General features: G+C 64.1%; 20 protein-coding genes and 1 pseudogene. 9 read left to right on the top strand and 12 right to left on the bottom strand.

Annotation, left to right across the window (positions count from 1 at the left end; genetic code table 11):
- Positions 1-98 precede the first annotated feature (98 nt).
- Positions 99-593 (top strand): cyclic pyranopterin monophosphate synthase MoaC, encoded by a 495-nt coding sequence (gene moaC / locus FFS09_RS27820; protein WP_137922149.1) that lies wholly within the window; start codon positions 99-101, stop codon positions 591-593.
- Between the two features lie 434 nt (positions 594-1027).
- On the opposite strand, the gene FFS09_RS27810 is transcribed toward moaC, so the two are convergent.
- The 8 genes from FFS09_RS27810 to sucC form a co-directional block, all read right to left on the bottom strand.
- Entirely contained in the window at positions 1028-1750 is a 723-nt protein-coding gene (locus tag FFS09_RS27810) for a hypothetical protein (protein WP_137922147.1), read from the bottom strand.
- The gene (locus tag FFS09_RS27805) at positions 1747-3411 is read right to left on the bottom strand and encodes a PglL family O-oligosaccharyltransferase (protein ID WP_137922146.1); all 1665 of its coding nucleotides are present in this window, start codon (positions 3409-3411) and stop codon (positions 1747-1749) included. Before FFS09_RS27805 ends, FFS09_RS27810 begins: the two co-directional genes overlap by 4 nt.
- Before the next feature lie 59 nt (positions 3412-3470).
- On the bottom strand, positions 3471-3947 hold the full coding sequence (locus FFS09_RS27800) for a pilin (RefSeq protein ID WP_137922145.1): 477 nt from the start codon (positions 3945-3947) through the stop codon (positions 3471-3473).
- Between the two features lie 188 nt (positions 3948-4135).
- Entirely contained in the window at positions 4136-4939 is an 804-nt protein-coding gene (locus FFS09_RS27795) for an MBL fold metallo-hydrolase (protein ID WP_137922144.1), read from the bottom strand.
- Between the two features lie 193 nt (positions 4940-5132).
- Positions 5133-5750, bottom strand: coding sequence for an FHA domain-containing protein (locus FFS09_RS27790; RefSeq protein WP_137922143.1), 618 nt, complete (start codon positions 5748-5750; stop codon positions 5133-5135).
- Positions 5751-5801: 51 nt separating this feature from the next.
- A complete protein-coding gene (locus FFS09_RS27785) occupies positions 5802-6590 on the bottom strand; it encodes a Stp1/IreP family PP2C-type Ser/Thr phosphatase (RefSeq protein WP_137922142.1) in 789 nt (262 codons plus the stop codon).
- A gap of 316 nt (positions 6591-6906) precedes the next feature.
- Complete coding sequence (gene sucD / locus FFS09_RS27780; RefSeq protein WP_137922141.1) at positions 6907-7800, bottom strand: succinate--CoA ligase subunit alpha; 894 nt, start codon at positions 7798-7800, stop codon at positions 6907-6909.
- A 23-nt stretch (positions 7801-7823) separates the two neighbouring features.
- Complete coding sequence (gene sucC / locus FFS09_RS27775; RefSeq protein ID WP_137922140.1) at positions 7824-8987, bottom strand: ADP-forming succinate--CoA ligase subunit beta; 1164 nt, start codon at positions 8985-8987, stop codon at positions 7824-7826.
- Between the two features lie 164 nt (positions 8988-9151).
- On the opposite strand from sucC, the gene argC reads away from it, so the two are divergent.
- Entirely contained in the window at positions 9152-10063 is a 912-nt protein-coding gene (gene argC, locus FFS09_RS27770; protein WP_137922139.1) for an N-acetyl-gamma-glutamyl-phosphate reductase, read from the top strand.
- Between the two features lie 119 nt (positions 10064-10182).
- Complete coding sequence (locus tag FFS09_RS27765) at positions 10183-11742, top strand: MFS transporter (protein ID WP_137922138.1); 1560 nt, start codon at positions 10183-10185, stop codon at positions 11740-11742.
- Between the two features lie 3 nt (positions 11743-11745).
- On the opposite strand, the gene recX is transcribed toward FFS09_RS27765, so the two are convergent.
- Both recX and recA read right to left on the bottom strand, forming a co-directional pair.
- Positions 11746-12207, bottom strand: a complete 462-nt coding sequence (gene recX / locus FFS09_RS27760) for a recombination regulator RecX (protein WP_137922137.1) — start codon at positions 12205-12207, stop codon at positions 11746-11748.
- A gap of 37 nt (positions 12208-12244) precedes the next feature.
- Positions 12245-13381 (bottom strand): recombinase RecA, encoded by a 1137-nt coding sequence (recA, locus tag FFS09_RS27755; RefSeq protein ID WP_137922136.1) that lies wholly within the window; start codon positions 13379-13381, stop codon positions 12245-12247.
- A gap of 133 nt (positions 13382-13514) precedes the next feature.
- On the opposite strand from recA, the gene FFS09_RS27750 reads away from it, so the two are divergent.
- From FFS09_RS27750 to FFS09_RS27740, 3 genes are all read left to right on the top strand, one after another.
- Complete coding sequence (locus FFS09_RS27750; protein ID WP_137922135.1) at positions 13515-14030, top strand: MarR family transcriptional regulator; 516 nt, start codon at positions 13515-13517, stop codon at positions 14028-14030.
- 105 nt (positions 14031-14135) lie between these two features.
- A complete protein-coding gene (locus FFS09_RS27745) occupies positions 14136-14810 on the top strand; it encodes a response regulator (RefSeq protein WP_137922134.1) in 675 nt (224 codons plus the stop codon).
- Positions 14811-14919: 109 nt separating this feature from the next.
- On the top strand, positions 14920-16299 hold the full coding sequence (locus FFS09_RS27740) for a sensor histidine kinase N-terminal domain-containing protein (protein ID WP_137922157.1): 1380 nt from the start codon (positions 14920-14922) through the stop codon (positions 16297-16299).
- Between the two features lie 4 nt (positions 16300-16303).
- Here the strand turns inward: FFS09_RS27740 and FFS09_RS27735 are convergent, their stop codons facing one another.
- Positions 16304-16966, bottom strand: a complete 663-nt coding sequence (locus tag FFS09_RS27735; protein ID WP_137922133.1) for a glutathione S-transferase family protein — start codon at positions 16964-16966, stop codon at positions 16304-16306.
- Between the two features lie 22 nt (positions 16967-16988).
- Positions 16989-20042 carry a DNA topoisomerase III gene (locus FFS09_RS27730; protein WP_137922132.1) on the bottom strand — a complete coding sequence of 1018 codons (3054 nt, stop codon included), beginning with the start codon at positions 20040-20042 and terminating at the stop codon, positions 16989-16991.
- Positions 20043-20156: 114 nt separating this feature from the next.
- Here FFS09_RS27730 and FFS09_RS27725 point away from each other — a divergent pair, with 114 nt between their 5' ends.
- The 3 genes and pseudogenes from FFS09_RS27725 to FFS09_RS27715 form a co-directional block, all read left to right on the top strand.
- Positions 20157-20675 (top strand): SET domain-containing protein-lysine N-methyltransferase, encoded by a 519-nt coding sequence (locus FFS09_RS27725; protein ID WP_137922156.1) that lies wholly within the window; start codon positions 20157-20159, stop codon positions 20673-20675.
- Positions 20672-21484 carry a biotin--[acetyl-CoA-carboxylase] ligase gene (locus FFS09_RS27720; protein ID WP_502703764.1) on the top strand — a complete coding sequence of 271 codons (813 nt, stop codon included), beginning with the start codon at positions 20672-20674 and terminating at the stop codon, positions 21482-21484. Before FFS09_RS27725 ends, FFS09_RS27720 begins: the two co-directional genes overlap by 4 nt.
- Positions 21478-21712: pseudogene (locus FFS09_RS27715) on the top strand (SPOR domain-containing protein); the annotation flags it as partial. The gene FFS09_RS27720 and the pseudogene FFS09_RS27715, both read left to right, overlap by 7 nt.

Below are 21712 nucleotides of genomic sequence, written 5' to 3'. Positions count from 1 at the left end.
CATCGGACAGAGGGAAACAATGACGTCAGGGAAAAACGCATCCCCGTATGATGCCGCCAACGCCCAACGGTTCTGTAAAGCCCGCGAAACAAGCCCCCATGACCGATACAAAACCTTCCTCTCCGCTAACCCATTTCGATGCGCAGGGTCAGGCCCATATGGTTGACGTGGGTGCAAAAGCCAGTACGCACCGAGTGGCGGTGGCGGAAGGGCACATCACCATGTTGCCGGCCACGCTGGCGCTGATTCAGTCGGGAACGGCGAAGAAAGGCGATGTGCTAGGGATTGCGCGCATTGCGGGGATTCAGGCGGCCAAGAAGACCAGCGACCTTATTCCTCTGTGCCACCCGATCGCTCTGACCCGCGTAGCAGTGGAATTCGACATTGAACCCGATTCCGACCGAGTGCTCTGTCGCGCAACGGCCGAATGCACCGGCCAGACCGGTGTGGAGATGGAGGCACTGTCAGCAGTGACGGTGGCACTGCTCACCATCTATGACATGTGCAAGGCAGTGGACCGGGGGATGGTGATGGGGGGAGTGCGGTTGATGGAGAAGCGCGGAGGGAAGAGCGGGGTGTTTGTGGCGGGGTAGACATCGCCTTTGCGGAAAGTTGAACTCCATCGATCTCTGACAACTCAACCCAGTGGAAAATCGGAATTCGACCCCGATTTTCTTTGGAACGATCCAACAACGAGACAGCCAAGTGAGCGCTTCGTTGAAGCGATCAACCCTCGGCCAACAGATGCCGCTGAAGTTGGCGACCACTAGCGCTTCTTGCCTTGAACTGACTTGCTACGTAGATGTGCTCCGATGAAAATCGGAACCTGAACCCAAATTTCCACATCCATGACATATGCAAGGCGGTGGATTGGGGGGATGATGGTGGGCGGTTACGGTTACGGTTACGGTTACGGTTACGGTTACGGTTACGGTTACGGTTACGGTTACGGTTACGGTTACGGTTGCGGGAGAAGCGAGGTGGAAAGAGCGGGAAGTTCAGTGCATAGGTTGCTGGCGCAGCGAATTCAATGCCCGGTTGACGACTCCAACCAGTAGTCGTTCAGCTCATCGCTCACGAGCACTTGCCACTCCCCGGACGCCGCGTCCAACGGCAGGCGTCCCAACCAGCGCCGACTCTCCTGCGACACGTCGCTCTCCTGCGAATTCGGTGCTCGAAGCACTCGCCCCGAGATTTGGGCGCGCTGCCGCTCTGGCATCTCCCAACGGCTTGGTCGTTGAGGCAGATCGTACCCCTCCATTGCCAACGCGATGGAGTTCAATCGCTCCGCGTCCGTCGAGGGCCTGGCCGCCAACAACGGCACCTTGCCCGACCACCGAACACCTCCAATGGGGACACCGCCGGGCAACGCGAACTCGCTGGAACGCAACTCATTGGCCCGCACCAACGTGATCCGATCAACCGTAAAGACCAGCGCAACGGGCCGCCCCTGGGCCAAAAACGACAAGCTCAGCAGCCACGTCAACACAAGCAGGAACACGAGCCAAATAACGTCGTGCCGCATGGACGGCGGAGACTGCCTCTTGCGATTGCGCCAAGGGATCAGCAGCAACATCGTGACCACAACGTGCGCTGCAAGGGCGTACATCATCATCCGTAAAACGCCCGATGCTCGCCAGAAAGCTGGCGGGTACCAGCACAGCAAGACGGCATAAATCCCCAGGGCAAGCAAAGCGATAGAGACCAGGATCGCCAAGCCGAACACTTGGCGAGGATCTGAAAATTTCACGGCGCCGCCTCTCTCCGAACCGGCGTCAGCTCACACTGGCGCAACATGCTCTCGGGAGTGATTTGCCTGAACTCCGCGTACGCGCTTGGGAATATGAGCTCGTACTGTGCCGCCAGTTCGCGCGCCTGCAAGGTATGGCCCGTTCGACACAACGCCTCCAACCTCGTCCACATGACGATCGGATTGGAGCCCTGGTTCAACAAACGTTGCGTAACCGCCAGCATCGATGCCGCATTCTCCGGCGTCAGCGTCACTCGCTCAACCACGGCGCCATCCGCGTAGTGACGAAACAGGACAGTATTCTGAACAGCCGCAACGTCCTGAATGTCGGACGACGCGCGCCCGTCGTCCTTGAACACGGAGGCGACGCGAGCATAGTCAGCGAATGCCGCCGCGCTGGTAACCACAAGCAATGCAGCGAGCACACGCGTCCACCTTTCTTTGAGGACAGCAGAAGCAGGACTTGCAAACCCGTCGGCGCTTGAGGCCATATGGAGGCCGAAAGCCAGAGCGGCGGGGATGAGGAAGTTCATGTACCAAAGCGGGTACTCAAGCATGCTGTGCAAGCCAAGCAGTGCGATCACCAACCAGGCCCACCTCGCCCCGTCGCTGCCAACACGCCAGGGTGGCCGCCTCCACAACGACCAGGCCACAGGCAACAGCACCAACGCGGTGGTCGCGAACCCGGTTTCTGCCAGCAATTGCAGCACGGTGTTGTGAACGTTGTCGGTATTCGGCAGGCCCGGAATATGAGGTAACTCCATCAATCGGGCGCCGCCCATATTGCCCCACCCCACCCCGGCCACCGGGTTCATCAAGGCCAGCGTCCAGGCCTCCTTCCAGTACATGAACCGAATGGGTACTGAAGCCATCTCGCGCCCCCGCAGACCATCGATCGTGACCGATAACAAGGGGGCAACCAGTTGCAACAATTCCACCCAGGCCAGTGCCCAGAGCGGCGTCAGCACGAAAACGACGAACTCTCCCCGGCGCGCTGTTCGCCGCCACATCATCAGCATGAGAGAGATGATCGAGAGTTCGATAAATCCCGTTCTCGACCCGGACAAGGCGACACCGGTTACTGCGAACAACGCTAACGAGGTCGCCCAGCGCAAAGATAGGTGCGCGGACCGGAACAGCCACCACACGCCGACCAGCCCCAGCACCGAATACGTTGCCAGATGATTTGGCTGGCGAAGGTTGCCATACGGCCTGAAAGATTCGTTGATGCTGACCAGCGGATACAGCGCGCCTTCGCCGTCGAAGAACTGAATCCAGGCAACAGCAACGTTGATCAACATACCTGCCACGAATGCCCACACGAAGGCACGCAACAAGACGGCATCGTCGGCACAGCGGCGCCCGACGCCGAGAAGCATCCAAACGCAGACGGCGGCGACCATGAGGCCGGTGGTGGCCAGCAGATCCGGCGCAGGACCGAGGGCAATTGCCAATATGACTGCCAGCAGCCACGCCCCTGCCTCTACTGACAGAGAAGGCTGCACGGCCCAAGCGATGCAGGCCACGGTCAAGGCCCCCATCAGAAACGGCGCCACCATGAACGAGGGAGCCATCCCACGTGGCCATACTGCGTTCAACACCACGACCGCGGCCAGCAGCCACACGACCGGAAGCTCGGAGCGGAAGCCTGAAGCGGACATCACTTGCACAAAAAGAATAGGGCGCTCGCGCGCCCCATTGTGTTCACGTCAACGGACGTTCAACGGCAATCGGCCGGAGCGAAGCGACCAGGCAGCGTGCCCAGGGTGCCGCGCGACGGCCCAGCGGCCAGAGCCGCGTTGCAACGCCAGGTGATCGAACCTGCAGTAGGCGGCGTATTCGCGACGAGGTCGGCACCGGCATCGCGCGGCGAAAGAATCAGGGTGTTGGTTGCGGCGGGCTGGACACGCGTGGTGTAGGCCATCGAGATCTCGCCGTTGACGGCGTTGATGGTCACCCCCAGTACGTTGGGAGTTTCGGTGGGAGCGGTCCAACCAGAGTTGAAAGGCAGGCCGTTGGCAGCGTTCTCCGCCACCGCCGCCTTGGCCGACCCGGCCAGGTTCAGGCCTTCGGTCACTCGAGCACGAATGGTGTAGTCCTGATAAGCGGGCAGAGCCACAGCGGCCAGAATACCGATGATGGCCACCACGATCATCAGTTCGATGAGGGTGAAACCTTTTTGCAGGGAACGCTTCATAAGAAAACTCCTTGGAGACAGGGTTTGGGTTACGGACGTTTTCTTATCAGCAGACACCGTGCCAACCCGAAAGGGTGTCTTTTCACTGCCTTTTTCACGCTTTAACCCTGCCAAGTGACATTTGGTGTCTGATGCGCCGGAATGTGACCGCCACTTTTTGTCACCCCTACAGCAGGTGCCGGGACTTGTCACAGCTCGAACGTCTGTCCTGCGTTGAGCCACCGGATGTCGTGACGCGAGCCGTCTGCCCGGTCAGGGGCTTCATCGAAGCGACGAATCTCTTCCATGATCAGGCCTGTTTCCGCCGGCTTGGTGTGCGTGATGTAGATCGGGAAGTGCTGGTGGTCATCAATCTGCTCCAGTTCCTTGGCCAAAAGGCCTGGGGCCAAATGCAGGCTGCGCTGCGCAAGCTCGTGCTCCCTGTCGCTGAACGCGGTCTCAATCACCAGCAAGGCCACAGGCAACTGGTTGACGCGCTCCCAGAATGCCGGATTGCGTCCAGTATCTCCACTGAAAACCCAATGCCCCGACGCGCTCGCCGCGGCAAAGCCGACCGCCGGCACGGTATGCACCGCGGGCAGCACCTCGATCGCCTTGCCGCCCACGTGCAGCACCTCCCCGACCGCGATGGACACGAAACGCATGAGCGGCATGTCAACGCTGGGAATGGCGGAAAAATCGGGCCAGATCAGGTTGTTGAAGATGTGCACCTTCAGCGCGGCGATCGTTCCAGGCAGGGCGTGAACCTGCAGAGGTGCCGCGCCACTGGCCAAACGCAGCGCAGCCACGGAGTCGAGCATGAGCGGCAATGCGGCAATGTGGTCGAGGTGGGAGTGCGTCAACAGCACGTGGTCCACGCGGGCCATCTCGTCCAGGGTCAGATCGCCCACGCCGGTACCGGCGTCGATCAGGACGTCGTCGTCGAGCAGAAAGGAGGTGGTTCGGCAACCTTGGGCAATGGCCCCAGAGCACCCCAGTACGCGGACCCTCATTGGCAGCTGACAGTGAGTGGCATGGCCGGGATCGCCGGCGCTTCAGGTTGAAAAACGGCTTAATCGACCCCGGTTCGGGTCAGACAGCAACCGACCGCCGAAGGCTACCCCTTTGACCCGTCGCCGAAAAGGACTTTTTTGGCACTTCTGCCCGTGCGTTTCATCCCAGGTTCGGGGCGCGGGAGGGCAGGTCTCAGTGCTGAACGAACTGCATCTTCGTGCCTGCCAACTCCAGCAGATCACCGTTGTGCAGGTTGGTGGCGTCGGTCCCGATGGGACTGCCGTTGATGGTGGGCTTCTGCGTGCCTTCGACAAGGGCCACCACATACCCATGGGGCCGACGCGTGATGGCGGCGACCGCCACACCGGGCTTGCCAATGGTGGTCACCACTTTGACCAACGGCACTTCACGACCGGCGGCCGTGCCGGACATGACCTTGATCGCGGCATTGCCCAGCGGCTCGGCAACATCCACCACGGCTCCCGCATTGATGACCGTGGTCTTCTCGTGGCTGTCCATGGCGCCTTCGTGCACGAACTTGATCTTGTACTTGCCAATCTCAACGCTGTCGCCATTCTGCAACTGCTGCTTCTTGATCGCCTTGCCGTTGACGTAGGTGCCGTTGGTGCTGTTGAGGTCTTCCAGAAACACGTCCATGCCGGACATCTGCATCACGGCATGCTCACCACTGACCGCGAGGTTGTCGATCACGATGTCGTTGTAAGGACGGCGGCCGAGTGTGGTGCGGTCTTTGGTGAGCTGCACTTCCTTGATGACGACACCGTCAATAGAAACGATCATTTTCGGCATGGCCGACTCCTCTGGAACCTGTGAATTGGATTCTGAAATGCGGTGAGCGCACTAGGTCTTGCCAAGCATCCGCGAGAGCAGGCCTTTGCGAACGGGTTTCGAACGCGCGTACGCCAGTATCACCGAAATATTGTCGCGCCCACCAGCGTCGTTGGCCGCGTCCACCAAGGCTTGCGCCTTTTCTTCGAGCGTTCCGGCGGTGACCAAAATGGCGGCGATGCGCTCGTCGCTCATCATGTCGTTGAGTCCATCGGAGCAAAAAAGATACAGGTCTTCATCCTCAACGCGGTGCTCGCTGACTTCAAGCAACACCGTGTCTTCGACCCCCAGCGCTCGGGTCACGAGGTTCTTGTGCGTGGCAAACTGAGCCTGTTCCAGCGAAATGAGGCCGGCGTCAATCTGCTCTTGCAACAGGGAGTGATCGCGTGTGATCTGCGCGAAATTGCCAGCGCGTAAACGATAGCAACGCGAATCGCCGACGTGACCGATCATGGCGCGGGTGCCGTGGAACAGGCCCATGACCAAAGTGGTGCCCATGCCGGCGTACTGCGCATTGGAATTCGCGGCGTTGAAAATGGATCGATTGGCGTTGTCGATGCAGATTTCCATCGCACGTTTGAGTTCGCGCGCGCTCGCCTCGTTGCCGCCTTCCGACATCCAGCGCCCGAGTTCTGTCTTGATGAAGGTAGTGGCCATCGCGCTGGCCACTTCGCCAGCGTTGTACCCACCCATGCCATCGGCGAGCACGGCGACCTGATTCTCAGGATCGAGGGCCACAGAGTCCTCGTTGTTGTCCCTGATCAGACCCGGATCCGTCAGACAGAAATACTCAAAAATCATACGATTCGATTTGTAAGCGGGTATCAGGGCCAGGCATTTTCGTGCACGGCGGGGTGCGTCGGGACTGGCCTCCGCTAGCCCAGGTCTGGCGTATCCGAGCAGCAGACTTGACAAGGGTCTCGCTCAGTATATAGACCAGTTCCAGCCGTCAGATTCGACCGTTGCCCGCGCAGAAGCGCAGGCACCAACATGTAGCATTTTGTTTCAAATGCGAACAATAGAGCAAGAGCCTCTGTGGGTTTGGCGCCGCAAACCGGTCATGGGCATAAAAAAAGGCAACGCAAGCGTTGCCCTTTTCACGCCCGCGGCGAACGGCTCACAGCAGCGCTTTGAGCAGCTTGGCCATTTCCGAGGGGTTGCGCGTGACCGTGAAGCCACACTCTTCCATGATGGCGAGTTTGGCATCGGCCGTGTCGGCGCCGCCGGAAATCAGGGCGCCAGCGTGGCCCATGCGCTTGCCGGCAGGTGCCGTCACGCCAGCGATGAAGCCGACGATGGGCTTCTTCATGTTCGCCTTGCACCACATCGCAGCTTCGGCTTCGTCCGGTCCACCGATTTCGCCGATCATGATGACGGCATCGGTGTCGGGATCGTCGTTGAACGCCTTCATCACATCGATGTGCTTGAGGCCGTTGATGGGGTCACCACCAATGCCCACGGCGCTGGACTGGCCCAGACCGATTTCGGTCAGTTGAGCGACGGCTTCGTAGGTCAGGGTCCCCGAGCGGGACACCACGCCGATGCGGCCCTTGCGATGGATGTGACCAGGCATGATGCCGATCTTGATTTCGTCGGGCGTGATCAGGCCAGGGCAGTTCGGGCCCAGCAGCAGGGTCTTCTTGCCACCGGCAGCTTCCTTGGCCTTCATGCGGTTGCGCACTTCCAGCATGTCCTTGACCGGGATGCCTTCGGTGATGCAGATCGCCAGGTCCAGGTCGGCCTCGACGGCTTCCCAGATGGCGGCGGCCGCGCCTGCGGGCGGCACATAGATCACCGACACCGTGGCGCCGGTCTGGGTCGCGGCTTCCTTCACGGAAGCGTAGATCGGGATGTTGAAGATCGACTCGCCGGCCTTCTTGGGATTCACACCCGCTACGAAGCAGTTCTTGCCGTTGGCGTATTCCTGGCACTTCTCGGTATGGAACTGACCGGTCTTGCCGGTGATGCCCTGGGTGATGACCTTGGTGTCTTTGTTGATGTAGATCGACATGACTGTTTCTCGCTGTTCTGGGCTTAGGCGTTGACCGCAGCAACCACTTTCTGGGCGGCTTCGGCCATGGTGTCGGCGCTGATGATGGGCAGGCCAGACTCGGCCAGCATCTTCTTGCCCAGTTCTTCGTTGGTGCCCTTCATGCGCACCACCAGCGGCACTTGCAGGTTCACCGCCTTGCAAGCGGTGATCACGCCGATGGCGATGGTGTCGCACTTCATGATGCCGCCGAAGATGTTGACCAGGATCGCTTTGACCTTGTCGTTCTTGAGCATGATCTTGAAGGCTTCGGTCACCTTCTCGGGGGTGGCACCGCCGCCCACGTCGAGGAAGTTGGCAGGCTCGGCGCCGAACAGCTTGATGGTGTCCATGGTGGCCATGGCCAGGCCAGCGCCGTTGACCAGGCAGCCAATGTTGCCGTCCAGGCTGATGTAGGCGAGGTCGAACTTGGAGGCTTCGATTTCGGCCGCGTCTTCTTCGTCCAAGTCGCGGTAGGCCACGATTTCGGGATGGCGGAACAGCGCGTTCGGGTCGAAGTTGAACTTGGCGTCCAGGGCCATCAGGTTGCCCTTGGAGTCGCAGTTCAGTGGGTTGATTTCCACCAGCGACGCGTCGGTGTCCATGTAGCACTTGTAGATCTTGGAGAAGATGTCCACGGCCTGGTCGACGGAAGCGCCGGTCAGACCGATGGCTGCAGCCACCTTCTTGCCCTGCTCGGGCGTGATGCCGGTCAAGGGGTCAATCATTTCGGTGATGATCTTCTCGGGCGTGGAGTGGGCCACTTCCTCGATGTCCATGCCACCTTCGCTCGACGCGATCAGGGCGACCTTCTGCGTGGCACGGTCGGTCACCAGCGACACATACAGTTCGTTCTTGATATCAGCGCCGTCTTCGATGTACAGGCGGCGAACCTTCTGGCCTTCGGGCCCGGTCTGGTGCGTCTTGAGCTGCATGCCGAGAATTTCACCGGCCAGGCGCTTGACGTCGTCCACCGTTTTGGCGACCTTCACACCGCCGCCCTTGCCGCGGCCACCTGCGTGGATCTGGGCCTTGACCACCCAGACCGGACCACCCAGCTTCTGAGCGGCTTCGACCGCCTCTTGCACCGTAAAGGCCGCAATGCCGCGCGGCACGGGCACACCAAATTGACGCAAGATTTCCTTGCCTTGGTATTCATGGATCTTCATGAGGTCTCTCTCAGGGACAGATAAAAGAGTGTCGGCCGACCCGGGTTGGCCGCGCTGGGGGCACTGAAAACAGCAACCGGGGACTGTATCATGGTGCAACGCACCAAAGGCGGGCACACGTCGCCCCGATACCTCCGTACCCTATTTGACAAGGCAGATCGTCCATGGCCAAGATTTTCATCGATGGCGAAGCAGGCACCACCGGGCTTCAGATCCGCGAGCGCCTGCAGAGCATGCCGCAGATCGAGCTGATGAGCATCGCGCCGGAACTGCGCAAGGACCCGGTGGCCAAACGCGGGCTGATGGCGCAGGCCGATCTGGTCATCCTCTGCCTGCACGACGACGCAGCGCGCGAGTCGGTCGCCATGATCGACAGCCTGTCGGGCAAAAAGCCCAAGATCATCGATGCCTCCACGGCCCACCGCACGGCACCGGGCTGGGTGTTCGGTTTTCCCGAGCTTGACGCCGGCCAGCGCAAGGCGGTGGTGAACGCCGACCGCGTGGCCAATCCGGGCTGCTACGCCAGCGGCGCCATTGCCTTGTTGCGTCCGCTGATCGACGCAGGCGTGGTGCCCGCGAACCACCCGGTCTGCCTGCCCGCGGTGAGCGGCTATTCGGGCGGTGGGCGCAGCATGATCGAGGCATACGAACAAGGCAGCGCGCCGGCCTACGAGCTGTACGCGCTGGGCCTGACGCACAAGCACATCCCCGAGATCATGGCTTACACCGGGCTCACGCGCCGGCCCATTTTCATGCCCGCCGTGGGCAACTTCGCGCAAGGCATGCTGGTGCAGTTGCCGCTGCACCTGGATACCCTACCCGGTAAGCCCGCCTTGGCGGATCTGAACGGTGTCTACGCCGTGCATTACGCCGGCAGCGAATGGGTCAGCACCGAACCGGCGACGGAGAACGGCAAGCTCGATGCGCTGGCGCTCAATGACACCAACAAACTGGAGATCCGGGTGTTCGGCAACGCCCAGGAGCGGCATGCGGTGGTGGTGGCGCGGCTCGACAACCTCGGCAAGGGCGCCAGCGGCGCTGCGGTGCAGAACCTCAAGCTGATGCTGGGTTTGTAAAACCCACGCCCAGTCTCGGAGAGCGCCGACGAGGCGTTGTCGAATTCCGTGGCACTGGTTCGTCGTATGCCTTGATGGCGCCGGAGCGGGTATCGGCGACCGAACCCGAGGAACCACGTATGCACACCGATTCGCCCCATACCGAGATCGCCCCACCCAAGGCCACGCGCCGCGAATGGGTGGCGCTGGGCGTGATCGCCCTGCCTTGTCTGGTCTATGCGATGGACCTCACGGTGCTGAACCTGGCCCTGCCCGCGATCAGCACCGATCTGCGCCCATCGGCTGCAGAACTGCTCTGGATCATCGACATCTACGGCTTCATGGTCGCCGGCCTGCTGATCACCATGGGCACATTGGGCGACAAGCTGGGGCGTCGCCGGTTGTTGATGATCGGCGCGGCGGCGTTTGCCGCGGCCTCGGTGGCGGCAGCGCTTTCCACCACGGCACAAGCGCTGATCGCGACCCGCGCGCTGCTCGGCATCGCCGGCGCCACGTTGGCTCCGTCGACGCTCTCGCTCATTTCCAACATGTTCCGTGACGAAACGCAGCGGCGCGTGGCGATCGGCATCTGGATCTCGAGCTATTCGGTGGGTGGGGCGATCGGGCCGCTGGTGGGTGGTCTCATCCTGCAGTATTTCGCGTGGCCCGCGATCTTCTGGGCCGCAGTGCCGGTGATGCTGCTCCTGCTCGCGCTCGGGCCTTTCCTGTTGCCCGAGTACCGCGACAGCCAGGCCGGCCGCCTCGACTTCAGCAGCGTGGGGCTTTCACTCACGGCCGTGCTCGGTGGTGTGTTCGCGCTCAAGCAGGCGGCCGAGGGCCATGTGGGCGCGCTCACCTGGGCGGTGGCGACGCTGGGCCTGGTTGCGGGCGTGGCGTTCGTGCGCCGCCAAAGCCGCATCGACTACCCGCTGCTGGACATCCGCCTTTTCGCGCAGCCGCGTTTCGCGGCGGCCATCTGCACCTACGCACTCACCTCGTTCGCGATGTTCGGCGTCTACATCTTCATCTCGCAGCACCTGCAGCTCGTGCTCAGCCTGTCGCCGCTGGTGGCCGGTTTGTGCACGGTGCCCTGGGCGCTGTCGTTCGTGGTGGGTTCGATGCTGACGCCCAAGATCGCGCAGCGCTATTCGGCGCCCCGCACCATCGTGGCGGGGCTGGCGTTGGCCGCCCTCGGCTTTGCCGGCATGACGCTGGTGGACGGTGCGTATGGGCTGGCGTCGTTGGTCGTGGGCATGACGGTCATGGGCATCGGCATGGCGCCGGTGTTCACGCTGGGCAACGACATCGTCATCAGCTCCGCGCCGCCGGAACGCGCGGGCGCCGCTTCGGCGCTGTCCGAAACCAGCGCGGAGCTGTCGGGCGCCTTGGGCATCGCGGTGTTCGGCAGCATGGCGACCGGTCTGTACCGCGCCGGCATGGCCGGGCAGTTGCCCGCGGGTCTGCCGGCTGACGCGGTGGCCGAAGCCTCCACCCTGGGTGGCGCGCTCACGGTCGCCGAGGGCTTGCCCGCGCCGCTGGCCGACGCCCTGCGGCTCGCGGCGCGCGCGGCCTTCGTCGATGGGCTGCAAGCCGCCTCGGTGGTGGGCACGGCGATCATGGTGTTCAGTGGCCTGCTGGCTTGGCGCATGCTGCGCACGCCCCCTGCGCCAGCGGGCGCTTCGGCCAACCCAACACGCTGAGGCTCAGGCCTCGCAGTCGTCGGCCGGTGTGCCGCGCACCACGCGCCGCACCACGTCGGCGCTGAAGCCGCGCGTGAGCAGAAAGCGCATCTGCTTGCCGTGCGCGGCGGCATCGCTCGGCGGCTCGCCGAACTTCTTGCGCCAGACCTCACGGGCCCGCGCTTCCTCGGAGTCCTGCAAGCCGGCAACCGCCTCAGCCACCGCCTGTGGGTCCAGGCCCTTGGCCTGGAGCTCCTGGCGCACGCGCGCCGCCCCCAGGCGTGCCGCGCGCCGGTGTACCACCGACTCCAGCACGCGCTGCTCGTTGATGAAGCCCTTGGCCTCGAGTTCGTCCAAGGCCTTGGCCAGTTCGCCGGGCTCGGTTTCGTGTGCACTGAGCTTGCGCTGCAGCTCGGTGCGCGAATGCTCGCGCCCGGCGAGCAGGCGCAAGGCGCGGCCCTTGAGGGAGATCTGATCGAAGCCCATGCGGTCGAGCCCGTGCACACCGCACGGGCTGTTTCTGTTACTCGGTCACCGGCAGGCCGGCCGCAGCGCCGTCTGCCTTGGCGGCCTTCTCGACGGCTTTGTCCTTGGCGGCTTTGCCACCCTTGGCTGGCGCAGGGGCTTCGTCCACCGGCAGCAGCGGCACGCCGAGTTCGGTGCGCACCTTGTTCTCGATCTCGACGCGCAGGTCGGTGTTTTCGCGCAGGAATTCGCGCGAGTTGTCGCGGCCCTGACCGATTTTCTCGCCGTTGTAGGCGTACCAGGCGCCCGACTTTTCGACGACGCGGTGCAGCACGCCCAGGTCGAGGATTTCGCCTTCGCGGCTGATGCCTTCGCCGAACAGGATGTCGAACTCGGCGGTCTTGAAGGGCGGCGAGACCTTGTTCTTCACCACCTTGACCTTGGTTTCGTTGCCGATCGCCTCTTCGCCCTTCTTGATCGTGCCGGTACGGCGGATGTCCAGGCGCACCGAGGCGTAGAACTTCAGCGCGTTGCCACCGGTGGTGGTTTCGGGGCTTCCGAACATCACGCCGATCTTCATGCGGATCTGGTTGATGAAGATGACCATGCAGTTGGTCTTCTTGATGTGCGCGGTGAGCTTGCGCAGCGCCTGGCTCATCAGGCGGGCCTGCAGGCCGGGCAATGAATCGCCCATTTCGCCTTCGAGTTCGGCCTTGGGCGTGAGCGCGGCCACGGAGTCGACCACGATCAGGTCGACCGCACCGGAGCGCACCAGGCTGTCGACGATTTCGAGCGCCTGTTCACCGGTGTCGGGCTGGGAAATGAGCAAGTCCTGCAGGTTCACGCCGAGTTTCTGGGCGTACTGGATGTCCAGCGCGTGTTCGGCATCGACGAAGGCGCACTGGCCGCCGAGCTTCTGCATTTCGGCAATCACCTGCAGCGTGAGCGTGGTCTTGCCGGACGATTCCGGGCCGTAGATTTCCACCACCCGGCCGCGCGGCAGGCCACCAACGCCCAGCGCAATGTCCAACCCCAGCGAACCGGTGGAGACGACCTGGATGTCTTCGATCACCTCGCCTTCGCCCAATCGCATGATGGTGCCCTTGCCGAACTGCTTTTCGATCTGGGCCAGCGCGGCTTGCAGGGCCTTGGCTTTTTCGCTGTTGAGGGGGTTGTTCTTGACGGCTGCGTCCATGAGAAAGCTCCTGAGCGGTGGGTTGAATTGAAGCCCGTGTGGATGTGTACAGGCTGGATGCTTGAACAGGAGTCTACAGAGGTATTGAATTCAAAAGCCATTGAATTTGGTCAGTTTGCCTTACCATTTACCCATGACCGAATTGCACGACACGACCGACGACCGCTGGCGCGTCGGACACCTGGGACGCTTGATGGGATTGGCGCTGCGGCGCTTCGACGAGCGTGTGCTCAGCCTGATGGCGCACGACGCCAATGTGCCCCTGGCCCTGTCGAATCTGGCCGCGCGCGAGCAGATCGGCGCCGCGCACATCCACATCACGCGGCACCTCGGCCTGCAGGGCTCGCGTCTCACCGAACTGGCGCAATCGGCCGGCATGAGCAAGCAGGCCATGGGCGACCTGGTGACGCAGTGCGAGGCCTGGGGGCTGGTGCAGCGCGAGGCCGATGCGCGCGATGCCCGCGCGCGCCGCATCGTGTTCACCGAGACCGGCCTGCTCTGGCTGGAGGCGTTTCGGCAGGCCGTGGTGCAGGCCGAGGCGGAATTCCGCGCGCAAGTGGGTGACGACGTGGCCACCGTCGTGACCTTGGGCCTGGAAGCCTACGGCTCCGAGGCGCCAGGTGCGCGCGCGGCGGTGACGTCCCGGTGAAATCCCTGGGCGCGGCAGGCCATTGCCATGGGGTGCGAGGCCTAAAATGATTTGGCTCCGACGGAGCACCCGTACAGAGCGGCACGCGCCACCGAGGAGACACACATGCGCATCCTGATTGCCGAAGACGACCACGTGCTGGCCGACGGCCTGCTGCGCAGCCTGCGCGCGGCGGGTGCGGCGGTGGACCACGTCACCAGTGGCACCGAGGCCGACGCCGCCTTGTTGACCAACAACGAGTTCGACCTGCTGATCCTCGACCTGGGCCTGCCCCGGTTGCACGGTCTGGAGGTGCTCAAGCGGCTGCGCTCGCGCGGCTCCAAGATGCCGGTGCTCATCCTCACCGCGGCCGACAGCATCGAGGAGCGCGTCAAGGGGCTGGACTATGGTGCCGACGACTACATGGCCAAGCCGTTTTCGCTGCAGGAGCTCGAAGCGCGCGTGCGCGCACTCACGCGCCGCGGCATGGGCGGCTCGACCAACATCATTCGCCACGGTCCGCTGGAGTACGACCAGGCCGGACGCGTCGCCACCATCGACGGCAAGATGATCGAACTCTCCGCGCGCGAACTCGGCCTGCTCGAGGTGCTGCTGCAGCGCGCCGGGCGCCTGGTCAGCAAGGACCAGCTGGTCGAGCGGCTGTGCGAATGGGGCGAAGAAGTGAGCAACAACGCCATCGAGGTCTACATCCACCGCCTGCGCAAGAAGATCGAGAAGGATCCGATCCGCATCGCCACCGTGCGCGGCCTGGGCTATTGCCTTGAAAAAATCCCCGGCTGACAGCGCGCCACCCGGCGAGCCGCCTCCGGCAGACGGCCGGCCCGGGCCCAAACCCTTCGGCTTGTTCCAACGCGAACAGCGCAGCCTGTTCGGCGAGATCCTCGACTGGATGCTCACGCCGCTGCTGCTGTTGTGGCCACTCTCGCTGGCCTTGACCTGGTTCGTGGCGCAAGGCATTGCCAGCCGGCCGTTCGACCGCGCGCTCGAATTCAACCTGCAGGCCTTGACGCAGTTCGTCATGAGCCACAACGAGCAGGTCAGTTTCAACCTCAATGCCCAGGCGCGCGACCTGCTGCGCGCCGACGACAGCGACCTCGTGTATTACCAGGTGGTCGACCCGCGCGGCAAGATCGTCAGCGGCGAAACGGACTTTCCCCAGCCGAGCACGGACGAGATTCCCGAGCCGGGGCGCGTGCTGCTGCGCGACGACATGGTGCGCGGCGACGAGGTGCGCGTGGCCTACATCTGGCTCGCGCGCTACGACGCCGAGCACCTGGTGCTGATGCAGGTTGCCGAAACGCGCGGCAAGCGCTCGACGCTGGCGGCCGAAATCATCAAGGGCGTGATGGTGCCGCAGTTCGTCATCCTGCCGCTGGCGGTGCTGCTGGTGTGGCTGGCGCTGGTGCGGGGCATCCGTCCGCTCAACGAGCTGGAGCAACGCATCCGCGCGCGCAAGCCCGATGACCTGAGCCCGATCCAGGAGTCGGCGATTCCGCAGGAGGTGGCGCCGCTGGTGTCGTCCATCAACGATCTGTTGACCCGCCTGAAGGCTTCGCTCACGACGCAGCGGCGCTTTCTGGCGGACGCCGCGCACCAGCTCAAGACGCCGCTGGCCGGGCTGCGCATGCAGGCCGAGCTGGCCCAGCGCGAGACCAATCCCGAGGAGATCCGCGGCTCGCTCAAACAGATCGCGCGCTCCAGTGCGCGCGCCACCCACACGGTGAACCAGTTGCTCGCGCTGGCCCGCGCCGAAACCACGGGCCGCACCCTGCCCAGCGCGCGCGTCGACCTGGCCCGCCTGGTGCGCGGCGTCGTGCAGGACTCGGTGCCACGCGCGCTGGAACACGGCATCGACCTGGGCTGCGAAGGCGCCGAGGAAGTGCCGGACGACTGCCTGATCGACGGCAACCCCACGCTGCTGCAGGAGATGGTGCGCAACCTGGTCGACAACGCCATCAACTACAGCGGGCGCGGCGGCGTGGTGACCGCGCGCGTACTGATCGACCGGTTCAGCGGCGTGCAGATCCTGCAGGTGGAAGACAACGGCCCGGGCATCCCCGAGAACGAGCGCGAGTACGTGCTGCAGCCGTTCTACCGCGCGCTCGGCACCAACGTCGACGGTTCGGGTCTGGGTCTGACCATCGTGCAGGAGATCGCGCAGCAGCATGGCGCGACCGTGCAGATCGCGAGCGCGCACCCCGACCGCAACCCGCCCGGCCTGCTCGCCTCGGTGCGCTTCACCCCGACCACGCCACGGCCGCAGCCCTGAGCGATCAGGTCTGGGATTCGGCCTTGGGCTTGTAGATGTTGAGCATCAGCCGTTCGCGCTCGACGGCGCGCGCCACCGGCGGCAATTCGGCGAAACGCTGGGCCAGGTCCCAGGTGGCAGGCAGGGTGGTGGGGTCGATGCCCGCAAAACCACCCCAGCGCAGCAGGGTGAGCGCGTACGCATCCAGCGCGCTGGGGCGCTCGCCGGTCATCCAGGGCGACGCCTTTTCGGCCATGGCCTCGATCTCGCCCAACAGGCCGCGGTAGGCCTTGGCGGCGAACGCGCGGATGCCTTGCTGGGTGGTCGCGTCGTCGGCGAATTTGTCCGGCATGAACACGTGCGTGAAGGTGGGATGCACGGTGTTGTTCATCCAGGTCAACACCTGCAAGGCGCGCGTGCGCGCCAGGCCCGACGCGGGCAGGATGCCGGCCTGCGGCAGCTTGGCATCCAGGTGCAGCAGGATGGCCACGATCTGCGTGATCACCTGGCCGTCGTCCACCAGCACCGGCACCTGGCCGCGCGGGTTGATCGCCAGGTACTCGGGGCTGCGCTGCTCGTTCTTGTGCAGCTTGACGCTGTGCGGTTCGAACTCGACACCGGAGAGTTCGAGCATGCTGTGCGGCACGAAAGAACACGCGCCGGGTGCGAAATAGAGTTTCAGGCTCATGCGAAAAGTCCTCTGAAAAAAATCAGCTCAGGTGCTGGCCGACGATGCCGGCGATTTCGAACATCGTGACCTGGTCCTTGCCAAACACCGGGCGCAGCTTGGCGTCGGCGTTCACGCGGCGCTTGTCGGCCGTGTCCTGCAGGCCGTTGGCCTTGATGTAGTCCCACAGCTTCTTCACCACCTCGGGGCGCGACACCGCGCCTTCACCGATCACCGCGGCCAACGCTGCGCTGGGCTGCTTGCCGGTGGCCGTCGTGGTCTTGCGCGGGGCTTTCGGTGTCTTGGCCGCGGCGGTTTTCTTGGCGGCGGGCGCCTTTTTGGCCGGCGCGGCTTTGGCGGCGGCCTTCTTCGCGGGCGCGCCCTTGGCCGGTGCGCCAGCGGCCGTCTTGCGCGGCGGGAACTTGGAGGGCGCAAACTCGAAGTTCACCTTGCCAGCCTCCTTGTCCCAGGCCAGGAAGGCCTTGAACGCACGGCGCGTGCGCATGGAAACGAACTTGTCGAGCAGGTCGGTCTTGCCGGTCTCCAGCAGCTTGCTCATCTGCTCGCGTGCCACCGGCTGCTGCAGGATGATCTTGCCGCTCTTGAAGTCGCAGGTGGGCGTGGGCTGCGCCTGCGTGGGCACCGCGCGCTCGCACACGTAGTTGCTGCCGTGCTCGTGCACCGCGCCGCCACACTTGGGGCACTTGCCGAGCGACTCGCTGCCGGTGAAGTCCACCAGCTCGCCGGTTTCTTCACCCTTCTTGTCGTCGCCGAAGTCGAACTCGAGCTTCCAGTTCTTCTCTTCTTCGTTGAACTTGATGACGATCTCGGCCACGAAAGGCCAACCGGCCTTGGAGCGGAAACCTTCGAGCGGGCCGATCTTCTTGTCGCGCAGCAGCTGCTCGGCTTCCTCGGGCTCGAAGGTGCGCCCGGCGGGCGACTTGCCGAACGAGAAACCACAGCCTTCGCTGTTGCCATTGACGCCCGTACAGCCGTAGCGCCGGTAATTTTCTTTCACCACGCCGCCGCAGTTGGGGCAGGGTGTGGCGAGCGTCGCGTAGTTACCCGGGATGGTGTCGCGGTCGTATTCCTTGGCCTTCTTCACCATGCGCTCGGTCATGGCGGCGATCTCGCCCATGAACGCGGCGCGGCTCAGCTTGCCGTGCTCCATTTGCGAGAGCTTGTATTCCCACTCGCCGGTGAGCTCGGCCTTGGAGAGTTCTTCCACACCCAGGCCGCGCAGCAGCGTCATGAGCTGAAACGCCTTGGCCGTGGGGATGATTTCGCGGCCTTCGCGCAGCATGTACTTCTCGGTCAGCAGACCTTCAATGATGGCCGCGCGGGTGGCTGGCGTGCCCAGGCCTTTTTCCTGCATGGCTTCGCGCAGTTCGTCGTCGTCCACCAACTTGCCCGCGCCTTCCATCGCGCCCAGCAGCGTGGCTTCCGAATAGCGTGCGGGCGGCTTGGTCTTCAGGCCCTTGGGCTCAACCGACTCGGTGCGCACGGTCTCGCCTTCGCGCACCGGCACGAGGTTCTGGCCCTTGTCGCGGTCCTTGGCGTCGGTCACGTCTTCGGCGGCTTCCTTGCCGTACACGGCCATCCAGCCCGGCTTGACCAGCACCTTGCCCTCGGTCTTGAAGTGGTGGATGGTTCGAGCCCCCACGCTCGCCACTTCGTGTGCGTCGCTGCCCCCCGAGGGGGCGCCTCCTTGCTTGGGGCTGCCCGGCGCGGCGGAGACCGAACTGATGCGGGTCGTCACCGTGAACTCGGCCGACGGGAAGAACACCGCCAGGAAGCGGCGCACCACCAGGTCGTACAGCTTCTGCTCGGCCTCGCTCAGGCCACTGGGCGCCTGCAGCGTGGGGATGATGGCAAAGTGATCCGACACCTTGCTGTTGTCAAAGACGCGCTTGCTCGGGCGAATGTAGTTGTTGCTGAGGGCTGTCTGTGCATGCGGCGCGAGGTGCTTCATGCCACTGCCCGCCAGCATCTCGAAGGTCTGCTTCACGGTGGGCAGGTAGTCCTCGGGCAGGGCGCGCGAATCGGTACGCGGGTAGGTCAGGGCCTTGTGGCGTTCGTACAGGCTTTGCGCCAGTTGCAGCGTGGTCTTGGCGGAGAAGCCGAAGCGGCCGTTGGCCTCGCGCTGCAGGCTGGTCAGGTCGTAGAGCAGACCGCTGGCCTGGGTGGTGGGCTTGCTCTCTTCCTTCACGCTGGCGGCTTTGCCGCGCACGGCCTCGGCAATCGCCAGGGCCTCGCGCTGGCTCCACACGCGGTCGGCGCGCAGCTCGGGGTCGACGTCGTCGCCGGTGGGTTTCTTGAAGTTCGGGTCGAACCACTTGCCGGGGTACTCGCCGGCCTCGGCCAGGAACGAGCCGTGGATTTCCCAATAGTCGCGGCTCCTGTGCGCGCGGATCTTTTCTTCGCGCTCGACCACGATCGACAGCGTGGGCGTCTGCACCCGGCCCACGGTGGTGAGGAAGAAGCCACCGTCGCGCGAGTTGAAGGCGGTCATGGCGCGCGTGCCGTTGATGCCGACCATCCAGTCGGCCTCGGAGCGGCTGCGCGCGGCATCGGCCAGCCCGCGCATCTGCTCGTCGCTGCGCAGTTTTTCGAAGCCATCGCGGATGGCTGCGGGCGTCATGGACTGCAGCCACAGGCGCTGCACGGGCTTGCCCAGCGTCTGGTACTGGCCATTCTTCAGGCCGCCGGCGTACTGCTCGATCAAACGGAAGATCAACTCACCTTCGCGGCCCGCGTCACAGGCGTTGATGAGGCGTGCCACGTCCTTGCGCTTGACCAGCCGGACCACCGCGCTCAGGCGCGACTTGGTCTTGTCGATCGGCTTGAGTTCGAAGTACGGCGGCAGCACCGGCAGGTGCGCGAAGCTCCACTTGCCGCGCTTCACGTCGAATTCTTCCGGCGCGGCGATCTCCACCAGATGGCCCACGGCCGAGGTCACGACGTACTTGTCATTCTCGAAGTGGTCGTCGTGCTTGTCGAACTTGCCCGCCACCGGGGTGAGCGCACGCACGATGTCCTGGGCCACCGACGGCTTCTCGGCAATGACCAGCGTTTTGGCGAAACCTTCAGTTTTCATCTCTACAATCGGCTTTCACGCGCGTGTACACGCGCACATGGGTACGCGCACACTCGCGCGCACCTGCATGAAACAACCTTACCAAATAATTCGGCCGTGACGAAAAGCCTCAGCGTGAAGCAGCCGCGCCCTCTATCTGCCCCCACCGCGTCGCCCGCACCTTCGGGCCGCCGCATCCAGACCCGGCGCTCCGGCGTGCACGGCAAGGGCGTGTTCGCCGTGGCGGACCTGGCCGAGGGTGAATCGCTGATCGAATACATCGGCGAAATCATCACGTGGAAGGAAGCGCTGCGCCGCCACCCACACGACCCGAGCGACCCCAACCACACGTTCTACTTCCATATTGACGAAGAGCACGTGATCGACGCCAAGGTGGGCGGCAACTCGGCGCGCTGGATCAACCACAGCTGCAAGCCCAACTGCGAAGCGGACGTGGAAGACGGCCGCGTGTTCATCCGCGCCCGACGCGACATCAAGGCCGGCGAAGAACTGTTCTACGACTACGGCCTGGTGATCGACGAGCCCTACACCCCCAAGCTCAAGGCCGAGTACCCCTGCTGGTGCGGCGCCAAGAAGTGCCGCGGCACCTTGCTCGCGCCCAAGCGCGGGGGCAAAGCGTCCAAGTTAGGCTGAATACCGTGTTCGACCTGCTCTCTCACGCTGAAGCCTTGTGGGAGGCTGTGGTCCCCACGCTGCCGGGCTTCACGGTGGAGGTGCTGCCCAGCATCGATTCCACCAGCAGCGAACTCATGCGCCGCGCGCGCGCCGGTCTCCTGGAACCGGTGCTGCTGACCGCCGAGGAACAGACCGCGGGACGCGGCCGGCTCGGCAAGGGCTGGCACAGCAAGCCGGGCCAGTCGCTTACCTTCTCCCTCGCCCTGCCCCTGGCGCCGGTCACCTGGGCCGGCCTGTCGCTCGCGGTGGGCGTGAGCCTGGCCCAAAGCCTGCACCCCGACATCCGCCTCAAGTGGCCCAACGATCTCTGGCTGCAGCAGCGCAAACTGGGCGGCATCCTGGTCGAGACGGCGAGCCATGGCGATGCGTCGGCCGGCCTGCGCATGGTCGTGATCGGCGTGGGCATCAACATTGCGCGGCCCGACACGGCTGCGGTCGAGGCACAACGGCCCGAGGGCGCAACGACCATGGCGGCCATGGCCCCCGCCGGCCTGGCCGAGGTGCTGGTGGGCATCACCGCAGGCGAGGTGATGGAGCGCGTGGTGCCCGCGCTGGTGCGTGACGTGCTGGCGTTCGCCTCACAAGGCTTCGGCGCTTTTGCACAGCGCTTTGCACAGCTCGACGCGCTGCAGGGTCTGGCGGTCCAGTTGTCCGACGGCACCCGCGGCACGGCCTGCGGCGTCGATGACAGCGGGGCCCTGCAGGTGTTGACCGATCGCGGCATGCAGCCCGTGACCAGCGCGGAAGTGAGCGTACGCCCGTGTTGAGGTGGGTCATCGTCCTGCTGGTGCTGGCCAACGCCAGCTACTTTGCCTGGACGCAGGGCTATCTCGATGGGCTGGGCATGGCGCCGGTCGATCAGCGCGAGCCGGAGCGTCTGGCCCAGCAGGTCAAGCCCGAGGTGCTGCGCCTGCTGAATGGCCCCAAGGATGCGTCCGCTCCTGCGGTAGACGTTCCTGTTGCACCACCCGGACCCGGCCCGGCGTCTTATACAC

This window comes from Hydrogenophaga sp. 2FB, assembly GCF_005503365.1.
Taxonomy (GTDB): domain Bacteria; phylum Pseudomonadota; class Gammaproteobacteria; order Burkholderiales; family Burkholderiaceae_C; genus Hydrogenophaga.
This window is presented reverse-complemented; position numbering and strand designations above follow the sequence as displayed.